The organism is Kaistia hirudinis, assembly GCF_014196455.1.
Classification (GTDB): domain Bacteria; phylum Pseudomonadota; class Alphaproteobacteria; order Rhizobiales; family Kaistiaceae; genus Kaistia; species Kaistia hirudinis.
The window spans coordinates 609,072-632,522 of the sequence record NZ_JACIDS010000002.1; the positions used below are offsets into that span (position 1 = coordinate 609,072).

Genomic DNA, 23,451 nt, shown 5'->3' on the forward strand with positions numbered 1-23,451 from the left:
CGCTATCCAACATTCGGCAGGGCAGGGCGTCGCTTCGTCTTGAACGGCGCCATGCCCTCCCGGGCCAGCTCGTCCGCCTTCTCGTTGGCTTCGTTGCCGGCGTGGCCCTTGACCCAGTGCCAGGTCACCTTGTGGCGCACGAGCGCCTCGTCGAGCTTCAGCCACAGATCGACATTCTTGACCGGCTTCTTGTCGGCGGTCTTCCAGCCGTTCTTCTTCCAGCCGTGAATCCAGCCGGTGATGCCGCCCTTCACATATTGGGAATCGGTGTGCAGATCGACGGCGCAGGGCCGCGACAGCGCGCTGAGCGCTTCGATCGCCGCCATCAACTCCATGCGGTTGTTGGTGGTCAGCGCCTCGCCGCCCTTGAGCAGCTTCTCCTTGTCGCCATAGACGAGCACCGCACCCCAGCCACCGGGGCCGGGATTGCCGGAACAGGCGCCATCCGTCCAGATCGCGACGCGCGCGCCTTCGTTTGCCGTATCGTTCAAAGATCCATTCCATATGCGCCGGCGTCGTCGACCGACTGGTGGAAGCGCAGCTTGCGCCAATATTCGAGCGGGTCCTTCGGCGCGACGAGCGCGCCGGGTGGCACGTTCAGCCAGTCATAGAGCCGCGTCAGCAGGAAGCGCAGCGCCGATCCGCGCGCCAGCAGCGGCAGCGCGGCGATCTCGTCCGCACCGAGCGGGCGCACGCGCTGATAGCCGGCGAGCAGGGCGCGCGCCTTGGTGATGTTGAGCGCCCCATCCGCCTCGAAGCACCAGGCATTGAGGCCGATCGCCACGTCATAGGCGAGGAAATCATTGCAGGCGAAATAGAAGTCGATCAGGCCGGAAAGGTGGCCCTTGAGGAAGAAGACATTGTCGGGAAAGAGGTCGGCATGGATCACGCCCGCCGGCAGATCCCGCGGCCAGTTTTGCTCCAGATGGTCGAGTTCCCTGAGGATCGCGGCGCCGAGCTCCGGCAGGACGGTATCGGCCCCTTCCTCCGAACGCTGGAAGAGCGGACGCCAGCTATCGACCGAGAGCGCGTTGCGACGGTGGATCGCGAAGCCCTCGCCGGCGAGATGGAGCTGGGCCAGCGCCTCGCCCACCTGCGCACAGTGCTCGACGCGCGGGCGGCGTATCCACATGCCTTCGAGGAACGTCACGATCGCGGCCGGACGGCCGGCCAGCACCCCGAGCGCCTCGCCGGCGCGATTGCGCACGGGTTGCGGGCAGGTGAGGCCGCGCGCGGCCAGATGCTCCATCAGCCCGATGAAGAAGGGTAGATCCGTCGGATCGACGCGCTTCTCGTAGAGCGTGAGGATATGCGGGCCGGCCTCGGTGACGATCAGATAGTTGGAATTCTCGACGCCCTCGGCGATGCCCTTCACGGAGAGCAGGGCGCCCAGTTCATAGCCCGCAAGGAAGCGCTCGAGCTCCTCGTCGGCGATCTCGGTATAGACGGCCATTCGTTTCCCGTTATTCGGCGGCCGAGAGACGAAGCTCGCGCGGCAGGTTGAAGGCGATCGTCTCCTCGGCGGTCTGCACCAGCTCGACGCGGACGTCGAAACGGCTGGCGAAGGCGTCGATGACCTCCTCGACCAGGATCTCCGGCGCGGATGCCCCGGCGGTGACGCCGACGCTTCGGATGCCGTCGAGGCGCGACCAGTCGATGTCGGCCGCCCGCTGGATGAGGATGGAGACGGGGCAGCCCTCGCGCTCGGCGACCTCGCGCAGGCGCTGCGAATTGGACGAGTTCGGCGCGCCGACCACGATCATCGCGTCGACGAGGCCGGCGATCCGCTTCACGGCCTCCTGGCGATTGGTCGTCGCGTAGCAGATATCTTCCTTGTGCGGTGCCGTGATCGCGGGGAAGCGCTCCAGCAGCACGCGAACGATCGCCGCGGTGTCGTCGACCGACAGGGTGGTCTGGGTGATATAGGCAAGGTTCGCCGGGTCGCGGGGCGTGAAGCGCGCGGCATCCTCGACCGTCTCGATCAGGCTGACCGCGCCTTCGGGCAACTGGCCCATCGTGCCGATCACTTCGGGATGGCCGGCATGGCCGATCAGCACGATCTCGCGATCGCGCTTGAAATGGATCTGCGCTTCCTTGTGCACCTTGGAGACGAGCGGGCAGGTCGCGTCCAGGAAGAACATCTGCCGCGCCCGGGCGCTGTCCGGCACCGATTTGGGCACGCCATGCGCGGAGAAGACGACAGGCTGGCCGTCGTCGGGGATCTCGTCCAGCTCCTCGACGAAGACGGCGCCCTTGGCGCGCAGCCCGTCGACGACATAGCGGTTGTGCACGATCTCGTGCCGGACATAGACCGGCGCGCCGAATTTCTTCAGCGCGAGCTCGACGATCTGGATCGCCCGGTCGACGCCGGCGCAGAAACCGCGCGGCGCGGAGAGCTTCAAATCGAGCGGGGGCTTTTCGGCAGCGGTCATCATGGGTCCGTCGCGGCTGACGATCGGAATAGAAGGATGGCGACCGCCGCTGTCAAGCATGGCGCGGGGCCATGCTCAGGCGATCATCGCCTCTTCCTCGCGGAAGAGCAGCTTGCCCGCGTCCTGCGCCGACATGGGCTGGCCGAACAAGAGGCCGGCGGCATATTCGCAACCGAGATCATAGAGGTCGAGCGCGTCGTCCTCGGTCTCGGCGCCTTCCGACACCACGTCCATGTGCAGCTCATGCGCAAGGCCGATGATGGCGCGCAGCACCACGCGGCGATGCTTGGCCGTCGGTCCGCGCACGAAGCTCTGGTCGATCTTCAGCGTGTCGAAGGGGAAGCGCTGGAGATAGGAGAGCGAGGAATAGCCGGTGCCGAAATCGTCGAGCGCGAGGCCAGCGCCGAGTTCGCGCACGCGGGCCAGCACCTGCGCCGCATATTCCGGGTTCTCCATCACCAGGCTCTCGGGGAATTCGAGCTTCAGCGAGCCGCGCTGCACGGCGGAGCGGGAGAGAACCGATTTGACGTCGTTGATCAGGTCGTGGCGCAGCAACTGGCGGCTGGCGATCGGGACGGAGACGAAGAGCGGCACGTCACGCCCGAGCTGTTCCTGCCAGTCCGACAACTGGCGCGCCGCGCGATCGAGCACGAACAGGCCAAGCGGGATGATGAGGCCGTTGCGCTCGGCGAGCGACATGAAGTCGGCTGGCGGGATGCGCCCGTGCTTGGGGTGGTCCCAGCGCGCTTGAACCTCGAAGCCGGCGATGGTGCGGTCCTCGAGCCGGACGACCGGCTGGTAGAGAACCTTGATCTCCTCGCGGCCGATGGCGCGGCGCAGATCCGCCTCCAGCGTCAGCGTGTCCGAGCCCTGTTCGCGCAGTGCCGGACGGAAGGCCTCGATGCGGTCGCCGCCGAGGCGCTTCGCATAGAACATGCCCATCTCGGCGTCCTTGACGAAGTCCTGCGCGTCGCCCTGGCGGGCGTCATGCATCGCGATGCCGATGGAGGCCGTCAGGAAGATCTCGCGATCGCCGAAGGAGATCGGCGCGCGCAGCGTCCGCCGCACCGAATCGGCAAAGGCGGCGATCCGCTCCGGCTCGCTCTCCGAGATCAGCAGGAAGGCGAACTGGTCGCCGGAAATGCGGGCCAGCGAATCCTGCGGCTTGAGCAGGCGCGCCAATCGGCGGGCGATGGTCAGGAGGATCGAGTCGCCGACCGATAGGCCGAAGCTGTCATTGACCTGCTTGAAGCGGTCGATATCGAGCATGAAGATCGCCGGGCGGACGGCGCCTTCGGCCTGGCTGCGAATGATCGCGCCGGCAACGCGGTCTATGAAGAGCTGGCGATTGGGCAGGCCCGTCAGATTGTCGAAGACGGCGTCGTGCAGCAGCCGTTCCTCGGCGGTGCGCTCGTCGGTAACGTCGCTGATCGTTCCGACGCAGCGCAGAACCTCGCCATCGGAGCCGATCACCGGGCGGGCGCGAAGGTGGAACCAGCGGTAATGGCCGTCCTCGGAGCGCAGGCGGAAATCCTGGCTGATGCGTCCGCGCCGCTGCTCGACCACGGCGTCGAGCGTCGACTTGAAACGGTCGCGGTCGGCCGGGTGCAGCACTTCGAGCCAGTCGCGGGCAGGGCCTTCGAGCGTGCCTTGCTTGAGGCCGAGCAGTTCCTCTGCATCGGTGCCGGTGAAGATGCGGTCGCGCGCGACGTCCCAGTCCCAGACGATGTCGCCGGCGCCGACCAGCGCCAGAGCGCGCCGCTCGGTCTCGCCGATCGTGCCCTGCGCGATCTGTCCGCCGGCAAACGCGTGCTGCATCACCGTGAAGCCGATCAGCAGCACGATCAGCACGAGGCCGCCATTCAGCGCCGGCTGGATCACGTCATTGGCGAGGACGCCGGTCACGGTCAGATAGGCGCCCGCGATCCACACCATCAGCAGCACCCAGGTCGGGATCAGCATGATGGCGCGGTCGTAGTGACGCAGCGACATGTAGACGATGACGACGAAGCCGAGGAACACCGTGAGGCCGAAGGAGAGACGCGAGACGCCGGCGGCGATGCCGGGCTCGAACACCGCGACCACGATCAGGATCAGCAGGCCAACGAGCCAGGCGATCGTGGCGTGGCTGTAGCGCACATGCCATCGATTGAGGTTCAGATAGGTGTAGGTGAAAATCAGCAGCGCCGCGGACAGGAACACCTCCGCGAAGGCGCGCCACATCTTGTCGTCGCCCGGCGCGATCTGGATCACCTTGTTCCAGAAGCCGAAATCGATGCAGAGATAGATCAGAACCGACCAGGCGAGCGCGGCTGTCGCCGGGAACATCGCCGTGCCCTTCACCACGAAGACGATGGTGAGGAACAGCGCCAGCAGGCCTGAAATGCCCAGCACGATGCCGTGGTAGAGCGTGAAGGAGTTGATCGAGTCCTTGTAGGCGTCCGGATCCCACAGATAGAGCTGCGGCAGGTTCGGCGTGCGAAGCTCCGCCACGAAGGTCACGTTCGCGCCCGGATCGAGCGTGATGCGGAAGACGTCCGCTTCCTGGCTCGGCTGGCGTTCGGGCGGAAAGCCCTGGCTCGGCGTCACCGAGGCGATGCGCGAGGCGCCGAGATCGGGGATCAGCAGGCCGGAATTGGCGAGGCGGAAATGCGGCGCCACCAGCAGGCGGTCGATCTGCTCGTCGCCATTGTTGGAAAGCGCGAAATAGGCCCAGTAGGAGGTGCCGCCGGCCTGGTTCGAGCGCACCTCGATGCGGCGCACGATCCCGTCGGCGCCCGGCGCCGTCGAGACCTGCACGCGGTCGGATGGGTCGCGCGAGGCAAAATCGATGGCTTCCGTGAGGTCGAGCGTCTTGCCGTCAAGCGGAACCGTGACGGCGTCGAGAGCCTCGACCCGGGACACGTTTCCGACAAGCGCGAACAGCACGATGCCGATCGCGGCGACAATGCGGTTAAGCGACAAACAACAAACCTCCTGCACGCCGCCGACAAGTACTATTCCACGGCATGGCAGTCCAAGGAATTTTCAATTGGATAGAAAACGTGAACGCCGGCGGACGCCACTCCGCCTGTCCGCGCGTCAAGGGCGTGGATCGTCGGATACGATGGCGAAAAGCAAGTGATCCTGCCATTTTCCATCGATGCAGAGGTACCGGCGGGCATAGCCTTCGCGGGTAAATCCGGCTTTTTCGAGAAGGCGGATCGACGCCGCATTGTGGGGGAGGCACGCCGCCTCCAGCCGGTGCAGGCGGAGCGTGTCGAACACGAACGGAATCACCGCCTTGACCGCCGCCGTCATGAGGCCGCGGCTGGCATAGGGCTCGCCCATCCAGTAGCCGAGCGAGCAGGACTGCGTCACGCCGCGCACGATATGCGACAGCGTCAGCCCGCCGACGAGGGCGAGATCCTCGGTGCGGAAGACGAGAAAGGGATAGCCCGTCGCCTCGTTGATCTCGCGCTGATAGCGGCGCAGGCGCCGGCGGAAGGCCGGGCGCGTCAGATCATCGATCGGCCAGGTCGGCTCCCATTGCGCCAGAAAGGAGCGGCTGCGGCCGCGCAAATCCGACCAGGCCTGATAATCCGCCATGCCGGGCGCACGCAGGATCACGCGCTCGGTGGCGATCATCGGTGCCGGCTGGAAGGGGACGACCGATCGCAGGAACTCCATCGCGTCCGCCGTCTCCTGCCTGTTCCTATGCCTCGACGCGCGATCCGAGGCGCTCTGCGATCCGGTCCCGTTCGATGAGCTTGTCGATCGGGCCGATCGCCGCCATGGTCGGGCTGCCGCTGGTGAAGATCCGCTCGGCAAGACGCCGTACGCGCTCGACGGAGACGGCATCGATGCGCGCCACCAGCTCTTCCGTCGTGATCGGCCGGCCGAAAAGCAGCATCTGCCGCGCAAGCTGGCCGGCGCGGGCCGCCGGGCTTTCGAGGCTCATCAGCAGGCTGGCGCGCAGCTGCGCCCGGGCCCGCGACAGTTCGGCCTCGCTGATATCGGAGGCGGCGCGTTCGAGCTCGCCCAGCAGCACCGGCATCAGCTCGGGGATATCCTCCGCCCCGGTGGCCGCATGGATGCCGAAGAGGCCGGTATCGGCGAAGCTCCAGTGGAACGAATAGATCGAATAGCAGAGGCCCCGCTTCTCGCGGACTTCCTGAAACAGGCGCGAGGACATGCCGCCGCCGAGCAGCGCGGCGAGGATCTGCACGGCATGGAAATCGTCGGATGCGTAAGGCAGGCCCTCGAAGCCGAGCAGCACCTGCGCCTCCATCAGCGGGCGGCTCTCGCGCACGTCGCCGCCGCGATAGCGGGCGATCGGCGGTGTCGGCACCGCGCTCGACGGCAGGCTGGCGAACTGCGCTTCCGCCGCGGCGACGATCCGGTCGTGATCGACGGCGCCCGCCGCGGACAGAACCATGGACGGCCCGTGATAGTGCCGGTCGAGATAGGAGAAGAGATCGTCGGGCCGCGTGCGCCGCACGGTCTCCTCGGTGCCGAGAATGGTGCGACCGAGCGGCTGCTCTGGGAAGGCGCCCTCGATGAAGAAGTCGAACACCCGATCCTCGGGCGTATCGAGCGAGGCGCCGATCTCCTGCACGATGACATGCTGCTCGCGGGCGAGTTCCGCCGCGTCGAAGGCGGAATGGCAGAGAATATCGGACAGGATGTCGACGGCGAGTTCGGCGTCGTCCTTCAGGATGCGGGCATAATAGGAGGTGGTTTCGACGCTGGTCGCCGCGTTGACCTCGCCGCCGACCGCCTCGATCTCCTCGGCGATGTCGGTTGCCGAGCGGCGGGACGTGCCCTTGAAGGCCATATGCTCGAGCAGATGTGAAATGCCGTGCTCGGCCGGGCCCTCGAGCCGCGATCCCGCGCCGACCCAGACGCCGAGCGCGGCGCTTTCCAGATGGTCCATCGCGTGCGTTGCGACCGTGAGGCCCGACGAGAGCTTCGTGACGCGCACCGTCATGAGCGGCGAACCATGATCATGAGTAGATTTTCTCCTCGACGGCCCGCGAGCGGGCCTCGACAAAGGCGGCAATCGCGGCGGCGTCGTTCGCCAGAACGGTGAAGCGCTCCGCCCGCTGCATGAGATCGCCGGCCGAGGCGGGCAGGGCCGGACGGATGCCGGTGGCCGCCTCGACGGCATCCGGGAACTTGGCCGGATGCGCGGTCGAGAGCATGACCATCGGCGCGCGCGAAGGCGCGGCAGCGGACGCGACGGAAAGGCCGACGGCGGTGTGCGGATCGGCGAGATAGCCCGAGCGCTCCAGCGTGGCGCGCATGATCGCAGCCGTCTCGTCCTCGCTGGCCCGTCCGGCCGAAAACTCGGTGCGGATCCGCTCCAGCGCGGCTTCGGGCAGGGTGAAGCCGCCGGACTGGGCGAGGCTGGCCATGAGATTGCGCACGAGCGTGCCGTCGCGCCCGACGGCTTCGAACAGCAGCCGCTCGAAATTCGACGAAACCTGGATATCCATCGACGGCGAGGCGGTCGGCACCACGCCGCTCGTCTCGTAGCGGCCGCTTTCGAGCGTCCGCACCAGGATGTCATTCGTGTTGGTGGCGATCACCAGCCGCTCGATCGGCAATCCGATGCGCTTGGCGACATAGCCGGCGAAGACATCGCCGAAATTGCCCGTCGGGACGGTGAAGGACACCTTGCGCGCCGGCGCGCCGAGGCTGAGCGCCGCGGTGACGTAATAGACCAGTTGCGCGACGATACGGCCCCAATTGATCGAATTGATGCCGGACAGCGCCACGCGATCGCGGAAGGAATGGTCGTTGAACAGCGCCTTCACGATCGCCTGGCAGTCGTCGAACGTGCCCTCGACGGCGATCGCATGGACGTTGGGATCGGCGACCGTCGTCATCTGGCGCTGCTGCACCGGCGAGACGCGGCCCTTGGGGAAGAGGATGAAGATGTCGGTCGCGGCCCGGCCGCGGAACGCCTCGATCGCGGCGCCGCCGGTATCGCCCGAGGTCGCGCCGACAATGGTCGCCCGGCGGCCGCGTGCCGCCAGCACGTGATCCATCAGCCGCGCCAGCAACTGCATGGCGACGTCCTTGAAGGCGAGCGTCGGGCCATGGAAGAGTTCGAGAACGAAGCCGTTCGGGCCGATCTGGACGAGCGGCGCGACGGCCTCATGCCGGAAGGTGGCATAGGCCTCGGCGCACATGGCCCGAAGGTCCGACGCAGCAATTTCGCCGCCGACGAAGGGGAGGATCAGGCGGTAGGCGGCTTCGTCATAGGAAAGGCCGGCGAGGTCCGCGAAGTCCTCGGCCGAGAATTGCGGCCATGACTCGGGCACATAGAGACCACCGTCGCGGGCTAGTCCGGCGAGGAGTACATCGCAGAAGCCGAGCGCGGGTGCCTGGCCCCGGGTGCTCACATATTTCACGGAACTGACGCCTCCTCGTGGCGACCCGCCGGGGCGGATTGCCTTGCCGTTACCCTATCCTCGCGCCGCCGACGCGGCAAGCCGGCGCACTTGTGGAGCCTTGCGCACGCGGCTCGGCCTTCAAGTCGCCAAATATCGCTGGGACTGTTATAGAGATCGCGCTTCAGCGTCGAGGGTTATCGAATGCTTGTTCCGTCTGGCCGCAGCGTCATGCGCAAGGGCCTGCCACTGGGCGTCCTTCTCCTTTCCGCCGCAGTCCTCGCGGGCTGCAACAGCACCGGCCAGAGCTCCGGCTCGTCGGGCAATGCGGTCACGAACGCGGTGTTCGGCGCGCCCAATGCGGCGCAGCAGAACGCGATCGTCGTCAGCGCCGAGACGTTCGGGTTCGACGTCAACGACTGTCCGCCTGTCACGATCCGGCCGGGCACCGAGTCGATCACGCAGGTCGTTCCGGGCGAGAAGATCAATCCCGAACTCGGCCAGAAGCCGACGATCCAGTACCAGGCCTCCATCACCAACACGGCGCGCGAATGCACCAAGCTCGCGAGCGGCGTGAATGTGAAGCTCGGCGTGAAGGGTCGCGTCGTCGGCGGGGCCGGCGCCAAGGCCGGCACGATCACGCTGCCCCTGCGCATCGTCGTGATGAAGGGCACCGAGGAGGTCGTGACCTCGACGCTCTACAAGGTCTCCGTCTCGCTGCAGGAGCCCAATTACGCGGCGGACTTCACCAAGATCGACGACACGATCGTGCTGCCGATCGCGCCGGGCAACACCGACTACCGGATCTTCGTCGGGTTCGACGAAGGCTCCATGAAGTCGAAGAAGAGGTGATCGTGCAGCGCAGCGATTGACTCGGCCGCGCGACACCCTAGAGTGATTTTCAGGCCGGATTCGCGTCGTAGTCCGGCTGGCTGACCGCGCAAGCGGGAGGCTGAACGACCGCCGGGAGAGACCGGCCAGCGGAAGCTGGTCGGCGCCGAAGGAGCAACCGCCCCGGAAACTCTCAGGCCGAAGGACCGGACGGTCGGCGACGCTCTGGAAAGCAGCCCTTCCTCGTGAAGGGCTCACCGAAGGAGCAACCGCGCCTGCAAGGGCTCGGGAAATCTCTCAGGTTCTCGGACAGAGGGGGCGCGGTGGGTCCGGATTCGGGCCGCGTCGTGCTGACTCTGGCTTCCGGGACCTCTTATGACCGAAATCTCCGATACCGAACTGCTCGAAACGCCGCTCGCGTCGCTGCATCGCGAGCTGGGCGCACGCATGGTGCCGTTTGCCGGCTATTCCATGCCCGTCCAATATCCCAAGGGCATCATCGCCGAGCATAACTGGACGCGCGAGAGCGCGGGCCTGTTCGACGTCTCGCATATGGGCCAGGCCTTCCTGGTCGGCCCCGACCACGCGACGACGGCGCGGGCGCTGGAGGCGCTCACGCCCGGCGAATTCGCGGCCCTGGCGCCCGGGCGCGTCCGCTACACGCTCCTCACCACCGATCGCGGCGGCATTATCGATGATCTGATGGTCACGCGGCCGCTCGATCCGGCGGAGGACGGAGTGCTCGGCCTCATCGTCAATGCGGGGCGCAAGGTCATCGACTACGCGCATCTGGCGGCGCGCCTGCCCGCCGATGTCGGGCTGCAGGTGGCCGAGGATCGCGCGCTGCTCGCCTTGCAGGGACCGAAGGCCGCGGCGGTGTTCGCGCGCCATTGTCCGGCCGCGGCGGCCATGGGCTTCATGACCTCGATCCGCACCGAGGTGGACGGCGTCGAGGCCATCGTCAGCCGCTCCGGCTATACCGGCGAGGACGGCTACGAGATTTCCGTGCCGGGCGATGCCGCCGAGCGGGTGGCGCGCGCGCTGCTCGCCGACGCGGAGGTCGAGCCGATCGGCCTCGGCGCACGCGATTCGCTGCGTCTCGAAGCGGGCCTCTGCCTCTACGGCCATGACATCGACGAGGCGACATCGCCGGCGGAAGCCGATCTCGGCTTCGCCATCCCCAAGCGGCGGCGCATCGAGGGCGGCTTTCCGGGTGCGGACCGCATCCTGGGCGAGCTTGCGTCCGGCGCGCCGCGCCTGCGGGTCGGCATCCGGCCAGAGGGCCGCGCGCCGGCTCGTGACGGCACCGAGATCCGCGATGCGTCGGGCACGCTGGTCGGCATCGTGACGTCGGGCGGCTTCGGCCCCAGCGTCGGCGGGCCGATCGCCATGGGCTATGTCGCCGCCGATTGCGCCGCACCCGGCACGCCGCTGCTTCTCTCCGTCCGCGGCAAGGATCTGCCGGCCAGCGTCGCGCCGCTGCCCTTCGTGCCGCACCGCTACTACCGCAAGCCTTCCGCCTGATCCGCCACCTGGAAAACCGCCAGCAGGGAAACCTTCATGACGACCTATTTCACCAAGGACCACGAGTGGATCCGCATCGACGGCGACGTCGCCACCGTCGGCATCACCGATTATGCGCAGTCGCAGCTCGGCGACGTCGTCTATGTCGAGCTGCCGGAAATCGGCAAGGCGCTCGCCAAGGGCGACGAGGCGGCCGTCGTCGAATCCGTCAAGGCGGCGAGCGAGGTGTTCGCGCCCGTCTCGGGAACGGTCGAGGCGGTGAACGTCGCGCTGACCGACGAGCCCGGCAAGATCAATGAAAGCCCGGAGGCCGAGGGCTGGTTCGTGAAGCTGAAGCTCACCGCTTCGGACGAGTTGGCCGAACTCCTGGACGAAGAAGCCTACAAGGCCTTCGTGGAGACGCTCTAAGGTCGACGGTTCCATCGCTTTCACCTCTCCCAAAGGGAGAGGTCGGACCGCAGGTCCGGGTGAGGGGTTACGGCCTCATCCGGAGAATTCCCTAACCCCTCACCCGCCGGCTGCGCCGTCGACCTCTCCCCATGGGAGAGGTGAAGGAAGGAAAATCCGAGCCATGCGCTATCTTCCCCTTTCCGGCACCGATCGCAGCGCCATGCTCGCCAGGATCGGCGTCCCCTCGATCGATGATCTCTTCGCCGACATCCCGAAGCGCCTGCGCGTCAAGGGGCTCGACCTGCCGAGGGCGGCGGGGGAAATGTCCGTCGAGCGCACGCTCGGCCGGCTGGCCGCGAAGAATGTTCCGGCCTCCACCGTGCCGTTCTTCGTCGGGGCAGGGGCCTACAAGCACCATGTGCCGGCGAGCGTCGACCATCTGATCCAGCGCTCGGAGTTCCTGACCTCCTATACGCCCTACCAGCCCGAGATCACGCAGGGCACGCTGCAGGTCCTGTTCGAGTTCCAGACCCAGGTCGCGAACCTGACCGGCATGGAGGTGGCGAACGCCTCGATGTATGACGGCTCGACCGCGACCGCCGAGGCCGTGCTGATGGCGCACCGCGTCACCAAGCGGAAGAAGGCGGTGCTGGCCGGCGGGCTGCATCCGCATTATCGCGCCGTCGTCGAGACGACCTCGGCCATGGCGGGCGATAGCGTCGTCGCGCTGGCGCCCGATCCAGCCGGCACCGAGGATATCCTGGCTGCGATCGACGGCGAGACCTCCTGCGTCGTCGTGCAGTCGCCCTCCTTCTACGGCCATCTGATCGACCTAGCGCCGATCGCCGAGAAGGCGCATGCCAACGGCGCGCTGCTCGTCGCGGTGTTCACGGAAGTCATGTCGCTCGGCCTGATCGAGCCTCCGGGCGCCCAGGGCGCCGACATCGTCGTCGGCGAGGGCCAGTCGATCGGCAATCCGCTGACCTTCGGCGGGCCCTATGTCGGCCTGTTCGCGACGCGGCAGAAATTCGTGCGCCAGATGCCCGGTCGCCTCTGCGGCGAGACGGTGGACGCCGAGGGCCGGCGCGGCTTCGTGCTGACGCTCTCGACCCGCGAGCAGCACATCCGCCGCGACAAGGCGACCTCGAACATCTGCACCAATTCGGGCCTGTGCGCGCTCGCCTTCACGATCCACATGACGCTGCTCGGCGAGAAGGGGCTCGGCCGCCTCGCGCGCATCAACCACGCCAATGCGGTGGAACTCGCTGAGATGCTGGTCGAGGCGCCGGGCGTAACCCTCCTGAACGACTCGTTCTTCAACGAATTCACGCTGCGCCTGCCGAAGGACGCTGCGGGGGTGGTCGAAGCGCTCGCCGCGCGCGGCATTCTCGCCGGCGTACCGGTCTCGCGCCTCGAACCGGGCCGGCCGGACCTCGGGAACCTTCTCGTGGTCGCGTCGACCGAAGTGAACACTGTCGAGGATCGCACGGCCTTCGCCGCCGCGCTGCAGGAGGTGCTGGCATGACCATGAACACGCAAGGCCGTCCGACCGCTCCCGGCGAGGCTGCTGTGACCGCGACTGATACGTTCACCGGCAATCGCGCCCTCCAGATTGAGGAGGCGCTGCTGTTCGAGATCGGCCGGTACGACGTGACCGGCGTCGATCTCGACGAGCCCGAAACGTTCACGCCCCGCCTCGGCAAGCTGGCGCGCAAGACGCCGATCGATCTGCCCGGTCTCTCCGAGCCCGAGGCGGTGCGCCATTATGTGCGGCTTTCCCAGAAGAACTATTCGATCGACAGCGGCCTCTATCCGCTCGGCTCCTGCACGATGAAGCACAACCCGCGCCTCAACGAGAAGATGGCGCGGCTGCCGGGCTTTGCCGATGTGCATCCGCTGCAACCGCTCTCGACGGTGGCGGGCGCGGTCGACCTGATGGCCGAGCTCGGCCGCTGGCTGCTCGAGATGACCGGCATGACGTCAGTCGCGCTCTCGCCGAAGGCCGGCGCTCATGGCGAGCTCTGCGGCATGATGGCGATCAAGGCCGCGATCGAGGCCAAGGGCGAGCCGCGCAATATCGTGCTGGTGCCGGAATCGGCGCATGGCACCAATCCGGCGACTGCCGCGCTGATCGGCTTCAAGGTCGTCACGGTGCCGGCGCGCGCCGACGGCACGGTCGATCCCGAGGCGGTGAAGGCGCTGCTGTCGCCGCAGGTCGCGGCGATCATGCTGACCAATCCGAACACATGCGGCCTGTTCGAGCGCGACGTGGTCGAGATCGCGGCGGCGGTGCACGAGGCCGGCGCCTATTTCTATTGCGACGGCGCCAATTTCAACGCGATCGTCGGCAAGGCCAAGGTCGGCGAGCTCGGCGTCGACGCCATGCACATCAACCTGCACAAGACCTTCTCGACGCCGCATGGCGGGGGCGGGCCGGGCGCCGGGCCGGTGGTGTTCTCCGAGCGCCTCGCCGCCTTCGCGCCGCTGCCCTTCGTGCGCGTTACGGCTGACGGCCCCGTTCTGGTCGAGAACGAGGTCGCGCTGGAAGGGGGCGAGACGCCGTTCGGCCGCATGGTCGCTTTCCACGGCCAGATGGGCATGTTCGTCCGCGCGCTCTCCTACATGCTCTCGCATGGCGGCGACGGACTGCGGCAGGCGTCCGAGGATGCCGTCCTCAACGCGAACTATGTCCGCGTCGGCCTGCGCGATCTCATGAGCCAGCCCTCGGGCGACCGCACCTGCATGCATGAGGTGCTGTTCGACGATCATTTCCTCGACGGGACGGGCATCACTACGCTCGATTTCGCCAAGGCGATGATCGACGAGGGCTATCATCCGATGACGATGTATTTCCCGCTCGTCGTGCACGGCGCCATGCTGATCGAGCCGACGGAATCGGAATCGAAGGCCTCGCTCGACCTCTTCGTCGCGACGCTGCGCGATCTCGTCTTGAAGGCGAAGGCGGGCGATACGGCGCGGTTCCTCGAGGCGCCGCGCTTCGCACCCCGCCGCCGTCTCGACGAGACGCGCGCCGCGCGGCAGCCCAAGCTCAAATGGGAAAAGCCCGAGCCCTGGTCCGAGGCGGCCGAGTAGGGGTTCAGACGCTGGCGGTGAGGCGGATGCCGGGATAGCCGGCATCCGCGATCCCGTCGCAGAGCGCCGACCATTCGCAATCCGCGCAGGCGGTGCGGATCGTTCGCGCCTGAAAGGCCGTGCGCAGCGCCGCCAGCCGCGCGGCGTCCAGGGTCAGCCGCGCGCCTTCGCTGGCGCGAATGCCGAGCAGATCAGCGACGGAAGCCGCGGCCTCCGCGTCGCGCGCGACGATGCTCGCCTCATGGCAATGATGGCCTTCGAGCGTTTCGACGGGGGCGCAGACATCATCCGGCCCGGCGACGACGAGGATCTCCTCGCCGTCCCCGAGCCGGGACGTAATGGCATCGAAATTGGTGCAGAAGGCGTCCGTATAGCCCTTGCCCACATAGGTGAGCATGCAGAGCAGATGATGCGGACGCAGCCTGATCGTCACGCGGCGCGCTTGGTGATCGCGCGCTTCGCCACGACGAGCGTGCAGACGGCGAGCGCCGCCTTCAGCACCGCGCCGACGATGAACGGCGTCACGCCGAGCGCGATCGCCTTCTCAAGACCGGTGAAGGTCGCGAGCCACAGTGCGCCGGGCACGAAGCAGATCGCCTGCGCCAGCAGCAGGCCGAAGAAGGCCGGAACGATCTTCCGCGTCCAGCCCTGCTCGGCGAGCCAGCCTGCAAAGGCGGCGACCAGCGGGAAGCCAAACATGTAGCCCGCCGTCGGGCCGACGAAATGCACCGCGCCGCCGGCGCCGCCCGAAAGAACCGGGAAGCCGACAAAGGCCTCCGCCAGCCAGGCGATGACGGTGATCGCGCCGAGACGCCATCCGGCGAGCGCGCCGACGATGAGCACGGCGTAGGTCTGCATGTTCACGGGAACTGGCACCAGCGGCACCTCGATATAGGACGAGGCGGCGAGGAAGAGCGTACCGATGAAGACGAGAGCGGCCTTGTGCGCCAGCGGGCGGCCGTCGAGTCGGAGCGGCACGAAGGGGGCGGAGGTCGCGATGCGATCGGTCATGAAATAGCCCGTTCTGGAGGGTCGAAGGAAAGGGTCAGACGTCGAGGCCGGCCCAGCTGGCGATCGCGTCGATCGTCGCCGGCAGGTCGGCCATGCGCCGCACCACCGTCTCCGCGCCGGCAGCCGTCAGCGCATCGGCATGGCCCGGCCAGGAATGCGTGCCGCCGATGAAGCCGATGACGCGCATGCCGGCGGCCTTGGCGGCGTGGATGCCATGCGTCGAATCCTCGATCACGATCGCGTCGCGCGGCTCGACGCCGAACTCCGCCGCGCCGTGCAGGAAGACGTCGGGCGCCGGCTTCGGGCGCTTGTCGCGGACTGCGACGGCCGAGAAGATATAGGGCCGGAAGCGGTCATAGAGCTTGGTGCGGGTCAGCGAGATCTTGAGCCGCTCGGGGGAGGAGTTCGAGCAGATGCAGCGCTGATATTCGAGCCGGTCCAGCATCTCGTGGACGCCGGCAATCGGCTCCAGTTCGGTCGCCAGGCGGCGGTCGAGCTCGGCGTCGGTCTCGGAATGGAAATCCTCGGGCAGGGGGCGGCCGAGATCGGCTTCGATCAGCTTCGAGATGCGGTCCCAGGTCAGGCCGGCAAAGCGGTGCGACATCTCGTCGACCGAAATGTCGTAGCCGATGGTCTTGAGGCGTTCGCTGTCGACGCGGGAGGCCAGGATCTCTGAATCGACCAAAACGCCGTCGCAGTCGAAGATAACGAGCATCGAATGTCCATTCGGGTGGGGTTTTGACGGCGCTGTCTACCAGATAGCGCCGGCCCTGTCTTGGAACGAGTTTGCGGGTCTGCCCGTCGCTCAGCGGATGGTCAACGGCGCGGTCGCGAAGACGGCGCGTCCATCGCCGGCCAGATAGCGCAGTTCATAGCGCCCGGGCTCCGCCGGCGCCTTGATCCGAACCTCGGGATAATCCGGCCGCACGCGCGCCAGAGCGCGGTGGTCGCCGGGCGGCGATCCGGGCGTCGCGATGACGATGTCGTCGAAGCGCGCACCCGGTCCCGTCCAGGTGACGGTGATGCGGCTGCCGGCATCGGCCGTCTCCGGCGCCTTCAGCGTGGCGGCCGGCGGATCGACTATGAGCGTGGCGCTGGCTCCGGTGCCGTCCTCGGCCGCGATGTGGTAGCTGACCTCGTAGGTCCCGGCCGACAGCGGCGCGTCGAAGGCAACCGGGCGGCCGGTCTTGCTGACGCGCCCCGATGCGATCGCCGCACCGCCGCCCGCAGGCGTCAAGCGGATCTCGTCGAACTGGGCCGCGGGACCGGTCCATTTCACGACGAAGGGCGCGCCGGCGGCGACATGGTCCGGCGCCGAAATGGCGATCGGCTTGACCTTCACCTCGATCATCCGGCTCGCGAGAATGGCGTTCAGTTCGGGGTGGTAATAGCGAATCTCGTAGGTGCCGGCTTCTGCGGGCGCCTTCAGCATGCGGTCCTTGCCATCCTTGGCGACGAGCACGCTGCGGATCTCGGATCCGGGCGGCAGGCCGGGCCAGGCGATCTGGATCCGGTCGTCCTTCGCGTTCGGGCCGCTATAGCCGACCTTGAACGCTTCCGACTGCTCCATGCTGGCCGGCGCGTCGAGGGACGCGGCGGGCAGGTCGGGCGGCGGCGCCTTGGCGCTCGCCAGCGCGGCGGCGAGACCGCCGCCGAGATCCGTTCCGTCCATGGCGTTGAGGAATTTCCCGCCCGTCTTCTCGGCGATGCAGGAGGCGCGCGGAATATCGGCTTCCTCAAGGCCGAGCCCGATGACTTCGATCGTCAGGTCCTTGGCCTTGGCCTTCAGCGATTCGGCCAGCACGCAGGGATCGGCGTCGCAGGCCTCGATCTTGTCGACGAACACGACCAGCGTCGCGCGCTGGCGCTCATAATTGAGCGCATGCGCCGCGCGATCGATCGCGACGGCGAGCGGCGCCTTGCCGCGCGGCTGCAGGCCGGCCGCCGCGGCTGCGACGAGGTCGTTGCCGTTCTCCTGCGGGCGCACCAGCACCTGCGCATCCGAGCAGCTGGTCTTCGTTTTACCGCCAAAGGCGAGCAGTCCGATCCGTGCCTCGGTCGGAAAATCGGCGACGGCGGTCAGGATCGAATCGGCGACGACGTCGATCTTGCGGTCACGTCCGAGCTTGCCGCCCATGGAGGCGGACGAATCCACGACGAGCATGACGTCGTCGGCGGAGGCGGGGAGGGCGAGCGCGGCGCTCGCGAACAGCACGCCGGCGAGGGCGAGAAGGCGAATGAACATCGTGGCCTCGATTGATGGCCCGCCGGGGGCCGAAACGGCGTGAAACATAGACCAAGTCGCGCGGCGAGACGATGGCCGCAATGCCACGACCCACGGCAAGAATTGATTAACCATGATTCCTAACGCGGCCTTCACCCTGTTCGCTAACCATGTCGGCACGGTGGCGTTGCGTGGGAGTCGGGAATGCGGGCGGTGCAGCGGAAAACGGTCGGGGTGGCAGAGCGGCCGGCCTTCGCCGATACGATCATCAAGGGCGATTGCGTGGCCGCGCTGGAGCAACTGCCCAGCGCCTCCATCGATGTGGTATTTGGCGATCCGCCCTATAATCTCCAGCTTGAGAGTGGGCTGACGCGGCCGGACCAGTCTGTGGTCGACGCGGTCGACGACGAGTGGGACAAGTTCGCCTCGTTCGAGGCCTATGACGCCTTCACGCGGGCCTGGCTGCTCGCCGTGCGCCGCGTGATGAAGCCCGACGCCAGCATCTGGGTGATCGGCTCCTATCACAACATCTTCCGCGTCGGCACGATGCTGCAGGATCTCGGCTTCTGGATCCTGAACGACGTCGTCTGGCGCAAGACCAACCCCATGCCGAATTTCCGCGGCAAGCGCTTCACCAATGCGCACGAGACGATGATCTGGGCCTCGCGCAACCCGAACTCGCGCTACACCTTCAACTACGAGGCCATGAAGGCCTTCAATGACGATGTGCAGATGCGTTCGGACTGGCTGATCCCGATCTGCACGGGTTCGGAGCGTCTCAAGGACGATGCGGGCCACAAGATCCATCCGACGCAGAAGCCGGAGGCGCTGCTCGCCCGCGTCCTGCTGGCCTCGTCCAAGACCGGCGACGTCGTGCTCGATCCCTTCTTCGGCTCGGGAACCACCGGTGCGGTCGCCAAGCGCCTCGGCCGCCATTATGTCGGCGTCGAGCGCGAGCAGGGCTATATCGATGCCGCCACCGCGCGGATTGCGGCGGTCGAGACGGCGCCGGCCGCGACGCTGGAGCTCCTGAAGGGCAAGCGTTCCGAACCGCGCGTTCCCTTCGGCGCGCTCTTGGAGCGCGGGCTGGTCACGCCCGGCGCGATCCTCACCGATGCGCGCGGCCGCCATCAGGCGCGGGTGCGCGCCGACGGATCGCTCGAATCGGGCGAACGCGTCGGCTCCATTCACCGTGTCGGCGCGCTGGTGCAGGGCTTCGACGCCTGCAATGGCTGGACCTTCTGGCATGTCCACGACCGCGGCCAGCTGACGCTCATCGACGATCTGCGCAAGATCGTCCGCGACGAGATGGCGGCGGCCGGCGCCTGAGAGGGGCTGTTCAGACGAAGCTGAAGCCGGGCGGATAGGCGTGGAAGCCGTCGAAATCCGCCTTGCCCAGCGGAACGCCGATCTGCCTCAGGATCGCGTAGGCGGTCACGAGGTGGAAGAAGAAGTTCGGCAGTGCATAGAGCGTGACGAAGGAGAGCGCGTCGGTCTCGACCATCGCCTCGCCGGCACGCTCGCGGGCCGGGCTTCCCGCCATGGCGTCGATCATCGCTGGATCGAGCGCGGCGAGCGCCGCGCTTCGCCGCGCGATCACGGCGCGGAGTTCCTCGAGCGTCACGGCCTTCTCGGCCAGGAGCGGCTCCAGAGACGGCGCGACCGGCAGGAGGGCACGGATGGCGAAACCGCTCGCGATCAGCACCTGATGTTTGAGATCGAACATGCCCCCGGTCAGCGACGCCGACAGCAGCGCCTCTTCGCTCTGCTGCTCCGCCGCGGCAAAGGCGGCGAGGCGCACCAGCATGCGATCGAGCTGCCCGAGATAGCGCAGCAGCACGGGCACGGAGACGGCATGCAGGCCGGTCATGCTGCCCTCCTTAGCCGAGCACGATGCCCCAGCGGGCGAGATCGGCGCGCATGGTCGCCGGATCGACGAAGCGCTCGGCATTCCACCCCGCCGCCCGTGCCGCCTCGATATTGGCCGGCATGTCGTCGAAGAAGAGCGTCGCGGCCGGATCGAGGCCGTGGCTCGCCACGTGATGCTCGTAGATCGCGATGTCCGGCTTGATCAGCTTGACCTCGGCGGACACCGTGATGCCGCGGAAACGCTGCAGATAGGGAAAGCGCGCCTGCGCCTCGGCAAAGGTATCGCCGGCAAAATTGGTCAGCGCCGTGACGTCGTGGCCCGTCTCGATCAGTTGCTCGAGGATCGTCACCGTCTCGTCGATCGGACCGGGCACCATCTCGTGCCAATGGCGGCGCCAGGCGCGGATATTGTCCTCGTAATGCGGAAATTCCGCGATCACGTGGGCTTCGGCATCTTCCCAGGACCGTCCGCGATCCTGCTCGAGGTTCCAGGCGTGGATGTCGACATCGTCGAAGAAGCGCTGGCGCGCCGCCGCGTCAGGAATGATGCGCCCATAGACGATCTCCGGATCCCAGCGGATCAGGACGTTGCCGATGTCGAAGACGATGTGGCGGATCTCGGTCATGGGAGGCCTTCCGGAGCGTTCGAGCAGAGGCATGGTTCTGGCGGCATTCGCGCCGGGGGACAAGCCTCCCGCGCTCGGTATCACCCGTGTCGGACGCATTTGTGAACCCAAGCTGAACATCGATGTGACCCGCATTACTGCGGGCCGCCGCCGCGAATCCGACACTCCGCTCCGATCGGGACAAGGGCCCGGTCCAGCAAGGCCGCTGTACGGCCTCGCGCTCGCCGAGACATGCGGCCCGGTGCTGGATGGGCTGAGACGACAGGCGCCGATGTGGAGGATTGAAGGATGCCAAAGGCACTGAGGGCGGCCTGGCGGCCGCAAGAACCATCATCGGGGCCATGGGGGCGCTGGCGGAGCGCCCTGCTGGGGATCGCGCTGGGCGGGGCGGCGCTGCTGGTCACGCCCGCGCTAGCCCAGCAGGCGATCGTCGGTCCCGAGGATATCGTCGCGACCGGCCTCTCCGGCCTCGGCGACGGTCCGGCGCCGGCAGGCGCCGACCCGCTCGATTACAAATTCTTCCAGCCGAACGGCCCTTCGGCGAGGGTCATCGACGTTGCGTGGCTGGGTGCGCCGGGCACGCTCTCGCGCGTCTCGAAGCCGTTTACGGTCACGGCGGCCGAAGTCGGACAGGTGTTCGGCGTCGCACTCGACGATGCCGAGGCGCCCAACATCTATCTGGCCGCGACGGCCGCCTATGGCCTCTCGATCGGCGTCGCCGATCCGGCCGGCGGCATCCAGCGCTTGCACCAGGGGGCGCCCGGCGCGAGCTTCCTGCCGGGCATGTTCGGTCCGCCGAGCGCGGGCGGTGGCCCGGGCTCGGTCTGGCGGGTCGACGGACGCACCGGCGCCGTCAACCTCTTCGCGACCATCGGCTCCGGCACGCCGGCGGCGCTCGGTGCGCTCGCCTTCGATCCGAAGAGCCGACAGCTCTTCGTCGCCGACCGGTCGACCGGCCTCATCCACCGGCTCGGCCTCGACGGCCGCGATCTCGGCAATTTCGACCACGGCGTCGAGGCCCGGCCCGCGGCCGGACTTCCCGATGCGCCGCTGACGCCGGTTTCGATCGACATCGCGAGCCCCGATTTCGACACGGAACAGCCGGCGAGCTGGGGTTTTGCCGATCCCGAGCGGCTGGTCTTCGCGCTCGCGGTGCGGGACGACCGTCTCTTCTATTCCGTCGCGGCCGGACCGGAGATCTGGTCGGTCGGCATCGCACCGGATGGCGCCTTCGCCGCCGATGCGCGCTTCGAGGTCGCCGTTCCCGCGCTCGCGCCCGGCATGGAGGTCTCCCAGATCGCCTTTGACGGCGAGGGCCGGCTCTATGCGGCAGAACGCGCGCAGCCGAGCGGAGCCTATGACTTCCGCGCGGTTGCGGCCGGTGGTGACAGCCGTGTGCTGCGCTTCCAGCCGAAACCGGCACCGGACGAGGCGCCCGGCTTCTGGCTCCCCGATCCCGAGCAATATGCGATCGGTCTCGCGCCGGACTTCAAGAACGCGAATGGCGGCGTGGTGCTCGGGCGCGGCTATGACGCCGAAGGGCGTATCCGCACCGATGCCTGCCGGGCCACGGTCTGGTCGACCGGCGAGAGGCTGCTGGGCGAGGAGCCTTCGATCGATCCTATCGACGGACTGCAGGGCAATGATCCCTCGCTCGTCATGCCCGCCAACGCGCCGCCATTGGCGAGTTTCTTCGTCGATTATGACGATCTGCCCGGCGACGGAGAGGCTTCCGGCCATATGGGCTCGCTCGCCGTTCCGTTCTGCTCCGGCGCCGTCCGCGCCGAAGTGATGCCGCCGCCTCCGCCGGTGATCGTGAACTGCCCGGTCGGCACCTTCCTCGTCGGAGGCACCTGCCTGCTGCCGCCGCGCTGCCCGCCCGGAACACGCTTCCGCGACGGCTATTGCGTCGTCATCGGCTGCCCGCAGGGCACGGTCCGTGTCAACGGCGCCTGCGTACCCCCGCCGCAGCTCTGCGAGCGCTGGGAGACGTTCCTGAATGGACGCTGCGTGCCCTGGGTCTGCCCCGGCGATCTCGTGCGCATGCCGAGCGGCTATTGCGGCTGCCCGCCGAACGAGATCTATCTGCGCGGCAAATGCGTGCCGCCGCCCGTCTGCCCGCCTGGTCTGGTCCAGACCCGCGACGGCCGCTGCCTGCCGCCGCCCTGTCCGCAGGGATGGCTCCGCGACCGCGCCGGCCAGTGCCTGCCGCCGCAATGCAAGCGTCCCTTCGTGCAGGATCGGAACGGCCGCTGCGTGTGCCCGCCTGATCTCGTCCGCAAGGGAGGGCAGTGCGTTCCCCCGCCGCGGCCTTGTCCGGAAGGCAAGATGCCCGACCAGAACGGTCGCTGCGTCTGCCCGCCGAACATGCTCGAGCGCAAGGGTCGCTGCGTGCCGCCGCCGGTTGTCCAGCCTTGTCCGGAAGGCAAGGTTCGCGATCGGAACGGCCGCTGCGTCTGCCCGCCGAACATGCTGGAGCGCAAGGGCCGCTGCGTGCCGCCGCCGGTTGTCCAGCCTTGCCCGGAAGGCAAGGTTCGCGACCAGAACGGTCGTTGCGTCTGCCCGCCGGACACGATCCAGCGCAAGGGTCGCTGCGTGCCGCCCCCGGTCGTCCAGCCTTGCGCTGACGGCAAGGTGCGTGACCGCAAGGGCCGCTGCGTCTGCCCACAGGGCGAGGTCAACATCAAGGGCGTCTGCCGCCCGCCGATCATGATCGACTGTGCGCCGGGTTCGGTGCTGAAGGGCGGCCAGTGCGTGCCGGTCCGTCCGGTGCCGCCCAAGTGCCAGCCGGGCGAGCGGCTGATCAACGGCAACTGCATGCCGCTGATCAATCCCGGCATCCTCTGCAAGAAGGGCTCGGTGCTGAAGGACGGACGCTGCGTGCCGATCCGGATCGTGCCGGTGGAGCCGCCCAAGCAGGTGGAGCCCCGGCAGCCGGTGCCTCAGCCTGACCCGCAGCCCGACGACAACCCGCCGCCGGTCCTGCGCCAGCCGACCATCAAGATGATCTCGCCGCAGATCATGAAGGTCCTGCCGCAGACGGAGGCGCCGCAATAGCCGTCGGCTCGAACGAC

20 protein-coding genes and 1 riboswitch are annotated in these 23,451 nt (G+C 67.7%); of the genes, 7 read left to right on the forward strand and 13 right to left on the reverse strand.

Annotated features, from left to right (window positions below):
• Positions 1–2: 2 nt before the first annotated feature.
• The 7 genes from rnhA to thrC all read right to left on the reverse strand — a co-directional run bounded on the left by rnhA (position 3) and on the right by thrC (position 8,830).
• On the reverse strand, positions 3–491 hold the full coding sequence (gene rnhA, locus GGR25_RS07935) for a ribonuclease HI (protein WP_183398206.1): 489 nt from the start codon (positions 489–491) through the stop codon (positions 3–5).
• Positions 488–1,453, reverse strand: coding sequence for a homoserine kinase (gene thrB / locus GGR25_RS07940; protein WP_183398207.1), 966 nt, complete (start codon positions 1,451–1,453; stop codon positions 488–490). The genes rnhA and thrB overlap by 4 nt, the downstream gene beginning before the upstream one ends.
• A gap of 10 nt (positions 1,454–1,463) precedes the next feature.
• Positions 1,464–2,432 carry a 4-hydroxy-3-methylbut-2-enyl diphosphate reductase gene (ispH, locus tag GGR25_RS07945; RefSeq protein ID WP_210299884.1) on the reverse strand — a complete coding sequence of 323 codons (969 nt, stop codon included), beginning with the start codon at positions 2,430–2,432 and terminating at the stop codon, positions 1,464–1,466.
• A gap of 75 nt (positions 2,433–2,507) precedes the next feature.
• Positions 2,508–5,414 carry an EAL domain-containing protein gene (locus tag GGR25_RS07950; RefSeq protein WP_183398209.1) on the reverse strand — a complete coding sequence of 969 codons (2,907 nt, stop codon included), beginning with the start codon at positions 5,412–5,414 and terminating at the stop codon, positions 2,508–2,510.
• A 99-nt stretch (positions 5,415–5,513) separates the two neighbouring features.
• On the reverse strand, positions 5,514–6,101 hold the full coding sequence (locus GGR25_RS07955; RefSeq protein ID WP_183398210.1) for a GNAT family N-acetyltransferase: 588 nt from the start codon (positions 6,099–6,101) through the stop codon (positions 5,514–5,516).
• 25 nt (positions 6,102–6,126) lie between these two features.
• On the reverse strand, positions 6,127–7,401 hold the full coding sequence (locus GGR25_RS07960; RefSeq protein WP_183398211.1) for a M16 family metallopeptidase: 1,275 nt from the start codon (positions 7,399–7,401) through the stop codon (positions 6,127–6,129).
• A gap of 16 nt (positions 7,402–7,417) precedes the next feature.
• On the reverse strand, positions 7,418–8,830 hold the full coding sequence (thrC, locus tag GGR25_RS07965; RefSeq protein ID WP_183398212.1) for a threonine synthase: 1,413 nt from the start codon (positions 8,828–8,830) through the stop codon (positions 7,418–7,420).
• Positions 8,831–9,013: 183 nt separating this feature from the next.
• Between thrC and GGR25_RS07970 the strand changes: the two genes are divergently transcribed.
• From GGR25_RS07970 to gcvPB, 5 genes are all read left to right on the forward strand, one after another.
• Entirely contained in the window at positions 9,014–9,661 is a 648-nt protein-coding gene (locus tag GGR25_RS07970) for a hypothetical protein (protein ID WP_183398213.1), read from the forward strand.
• Positions 9,662–9,855: 194 nt separating this feature from the next.
• Positions 9,856–9,963: riboswitch (glycine riboswitch) on the forward strand.
• A 52-nt stretch (positions 9,964–10,015) separates the two neighbouring features.
• Complete coding sequence (gene gcvT, locus GGR25_RS07975) at positions 10,016–11,164, forward strand: glycine cleavage system aminomethyltransferase GcvT (protein WP_183398214.1); 1,149 nt, start codon at positions 10,016–10,018, stop codon at positions 11,162–11,164.
• A gap of 36 nt (positions 11,165–11,200) precedes the next feature.
• Entirely contained in the window at positions 11,201–11,572 is a 372-nt protein-coding gene (gene gcvH, locus GGR25_RS07980) for a glycine cleavage system protein GcvH (protein WP_183398215.1), read from the forward strand.
• A 163-nt stretch (positions 11,573–11,735) separates the two neighbouring features.
• On the forward strand, positions 11,736–13,079 hold the full coding sequence (gcvPA, locus tag GGR25_RS07985; protein WP_183398216.1) for an aminomethyl-transferring glycine dehydrogenase subunit GcvPA: 1,344 nt from the start codon (positions 11,736–11,738) through the stop codon (positions 13,077–13,079).
• On the forward strand, positions 13,076–14,647 hold the full coding sequence (gene gcvPB, locus GGR25_RS07990; protein WP_183398217.1) for an aminomethyl-transferring glycine dehydrogenase subunit GcvPB: 1,572 nt from the start codon (positions 13,076–13,078) through the stop codon (positions 14,645–14,647). The genes gcvPA and gcvPB overlap by 4 nt, the downstream gene beginning before the upstream one ends.
• A 4-nt stretch (positions 14,648–14,651) precedes the next feature.
• Here the strand turns inward: gcvPB and GGR25_RS07995 are convergent, their stop codons facing one another.
• The 4 genes from GGR25_RS07995 to GGR25_RS08010 all read right to left on the reverse strand — a co-directional run bounded on the left by GGR25_RS07995 (position 14,652) and on the right by GGR25_RS08010 (position 17,903).
• Positions 14,652–15,080, reverse strand: coding sequence for a DUF1284 domain-containing protein (locus GGR25_RS07995; protein WP_183398218.1), 429 nt, complete (start codon positions 15,078–15,080; stop codon positions 14,652–14,654).
• Positions 15,077–15,658 carry a biotin transporter BioY gene (locus GGR25_RS08000; protein ID WP_183398219.1) on the reverse strand — a complete coding sequence of 194 codons (582 nt, stop codon included), beginning with the start codon at positions 15,656–15,658 and terminating at the stop codon, positions 15,077–15,079. Before GGR25_RS08000 ends, GGR25_RS07995 begins: the two co-directional genes overlap by 4 nt.
• 34 nt (positions 15,659–15,692) lie before the next feature.
• Positions 15,693–16,373 carry an HAD family hydrolase gene (locus GGR25_RS08005; RefSeq protein WP_183398220.1) on the reverse strand — a complete coding sequence of 227 codons (681 nt, stop codon included), beginning with the start codon at positions 16,371–16,373 and terminating at the stop codon, positions 15,693–15,695.
• 90 nt (positions 16,374–16,463) lie between these two features.
• Positions 16,464–17,903 carry a VWA domain-containing protein gene (locus tag GGR25_RS08010; RefSeq protein WP_183398221.1) on the reverse strand — a complete coding sequence of 480 codons (1,440 nt, stop codon included), beginning with the start codon at positions 17,901–17,903 and terminating at the stop codon, positions 16,464–16,466.
• 183 nt (positions 17,904–18,086) lie between these two features.
• Between GGR25_RS08010 and GGR25_RS08015 the strand changes: the two genes are divergently transcribed.
• A complete protein-coding gene (locus GGR25_RS08015; RefSeq protein ID WP_183398222.1) occupies positions 18,087–19,211 on the forward strand; it encodes a site-specific DNA-methyltransferase in 1,125 nt (374 codons plus the stop codon).
• Between the two features lie 10 nt (positions 19,212–19,221).
• Here GGR25_RS08015 and GGR25_RS08020 read toward each other — a convergent pair whose 3' ends face one another.
• Both GGR25_RS08020 and GGR25_RS08025 read right to left on the reverse strand, forming a co-directional pair.
• Complete coding sequence (locus GGR25_RS08020; RefSeq protein WP_183398223.1) at positions 19,222–19,752, reverse strand: DUF1993 family protein; 531 nt, start codon at positions 19,750–19,752, stop codon at positions 19,222–19,224.
• Between the two features lie 10 nt (positions 19,753–19,762).
• The gene (locus GGR25_RS08025) at positions 19,763–20,377 is read right to left on the reverse strand and encodes an HAD family hydrolase (RefSeq protein ID WP_183398224.1); all 615 of its coding nucleotides are present in this window, start codon (positions 20,375–20,377) and stop codon (positions 19,763–19,765) included.
• Between the two features lie 288 nt (positions 20,378–20,665).
• Here GGR25_RS08025 and GGR25_RS08030 point away from each other — a divergent pair, with 288 nt between their 5' ends.
• Complete coding sequence (locus GGR25_RS08030) at positions 20,666–23,434, forward strand: hypothetical protein (protein ID WP_183398225.1); 2,769 nt, start codon at positions 20,666–20,668, stop codon at positions 23,432–23,434.
• Positions 23,435–23,451: the final 17 nt, after the last annotated feature.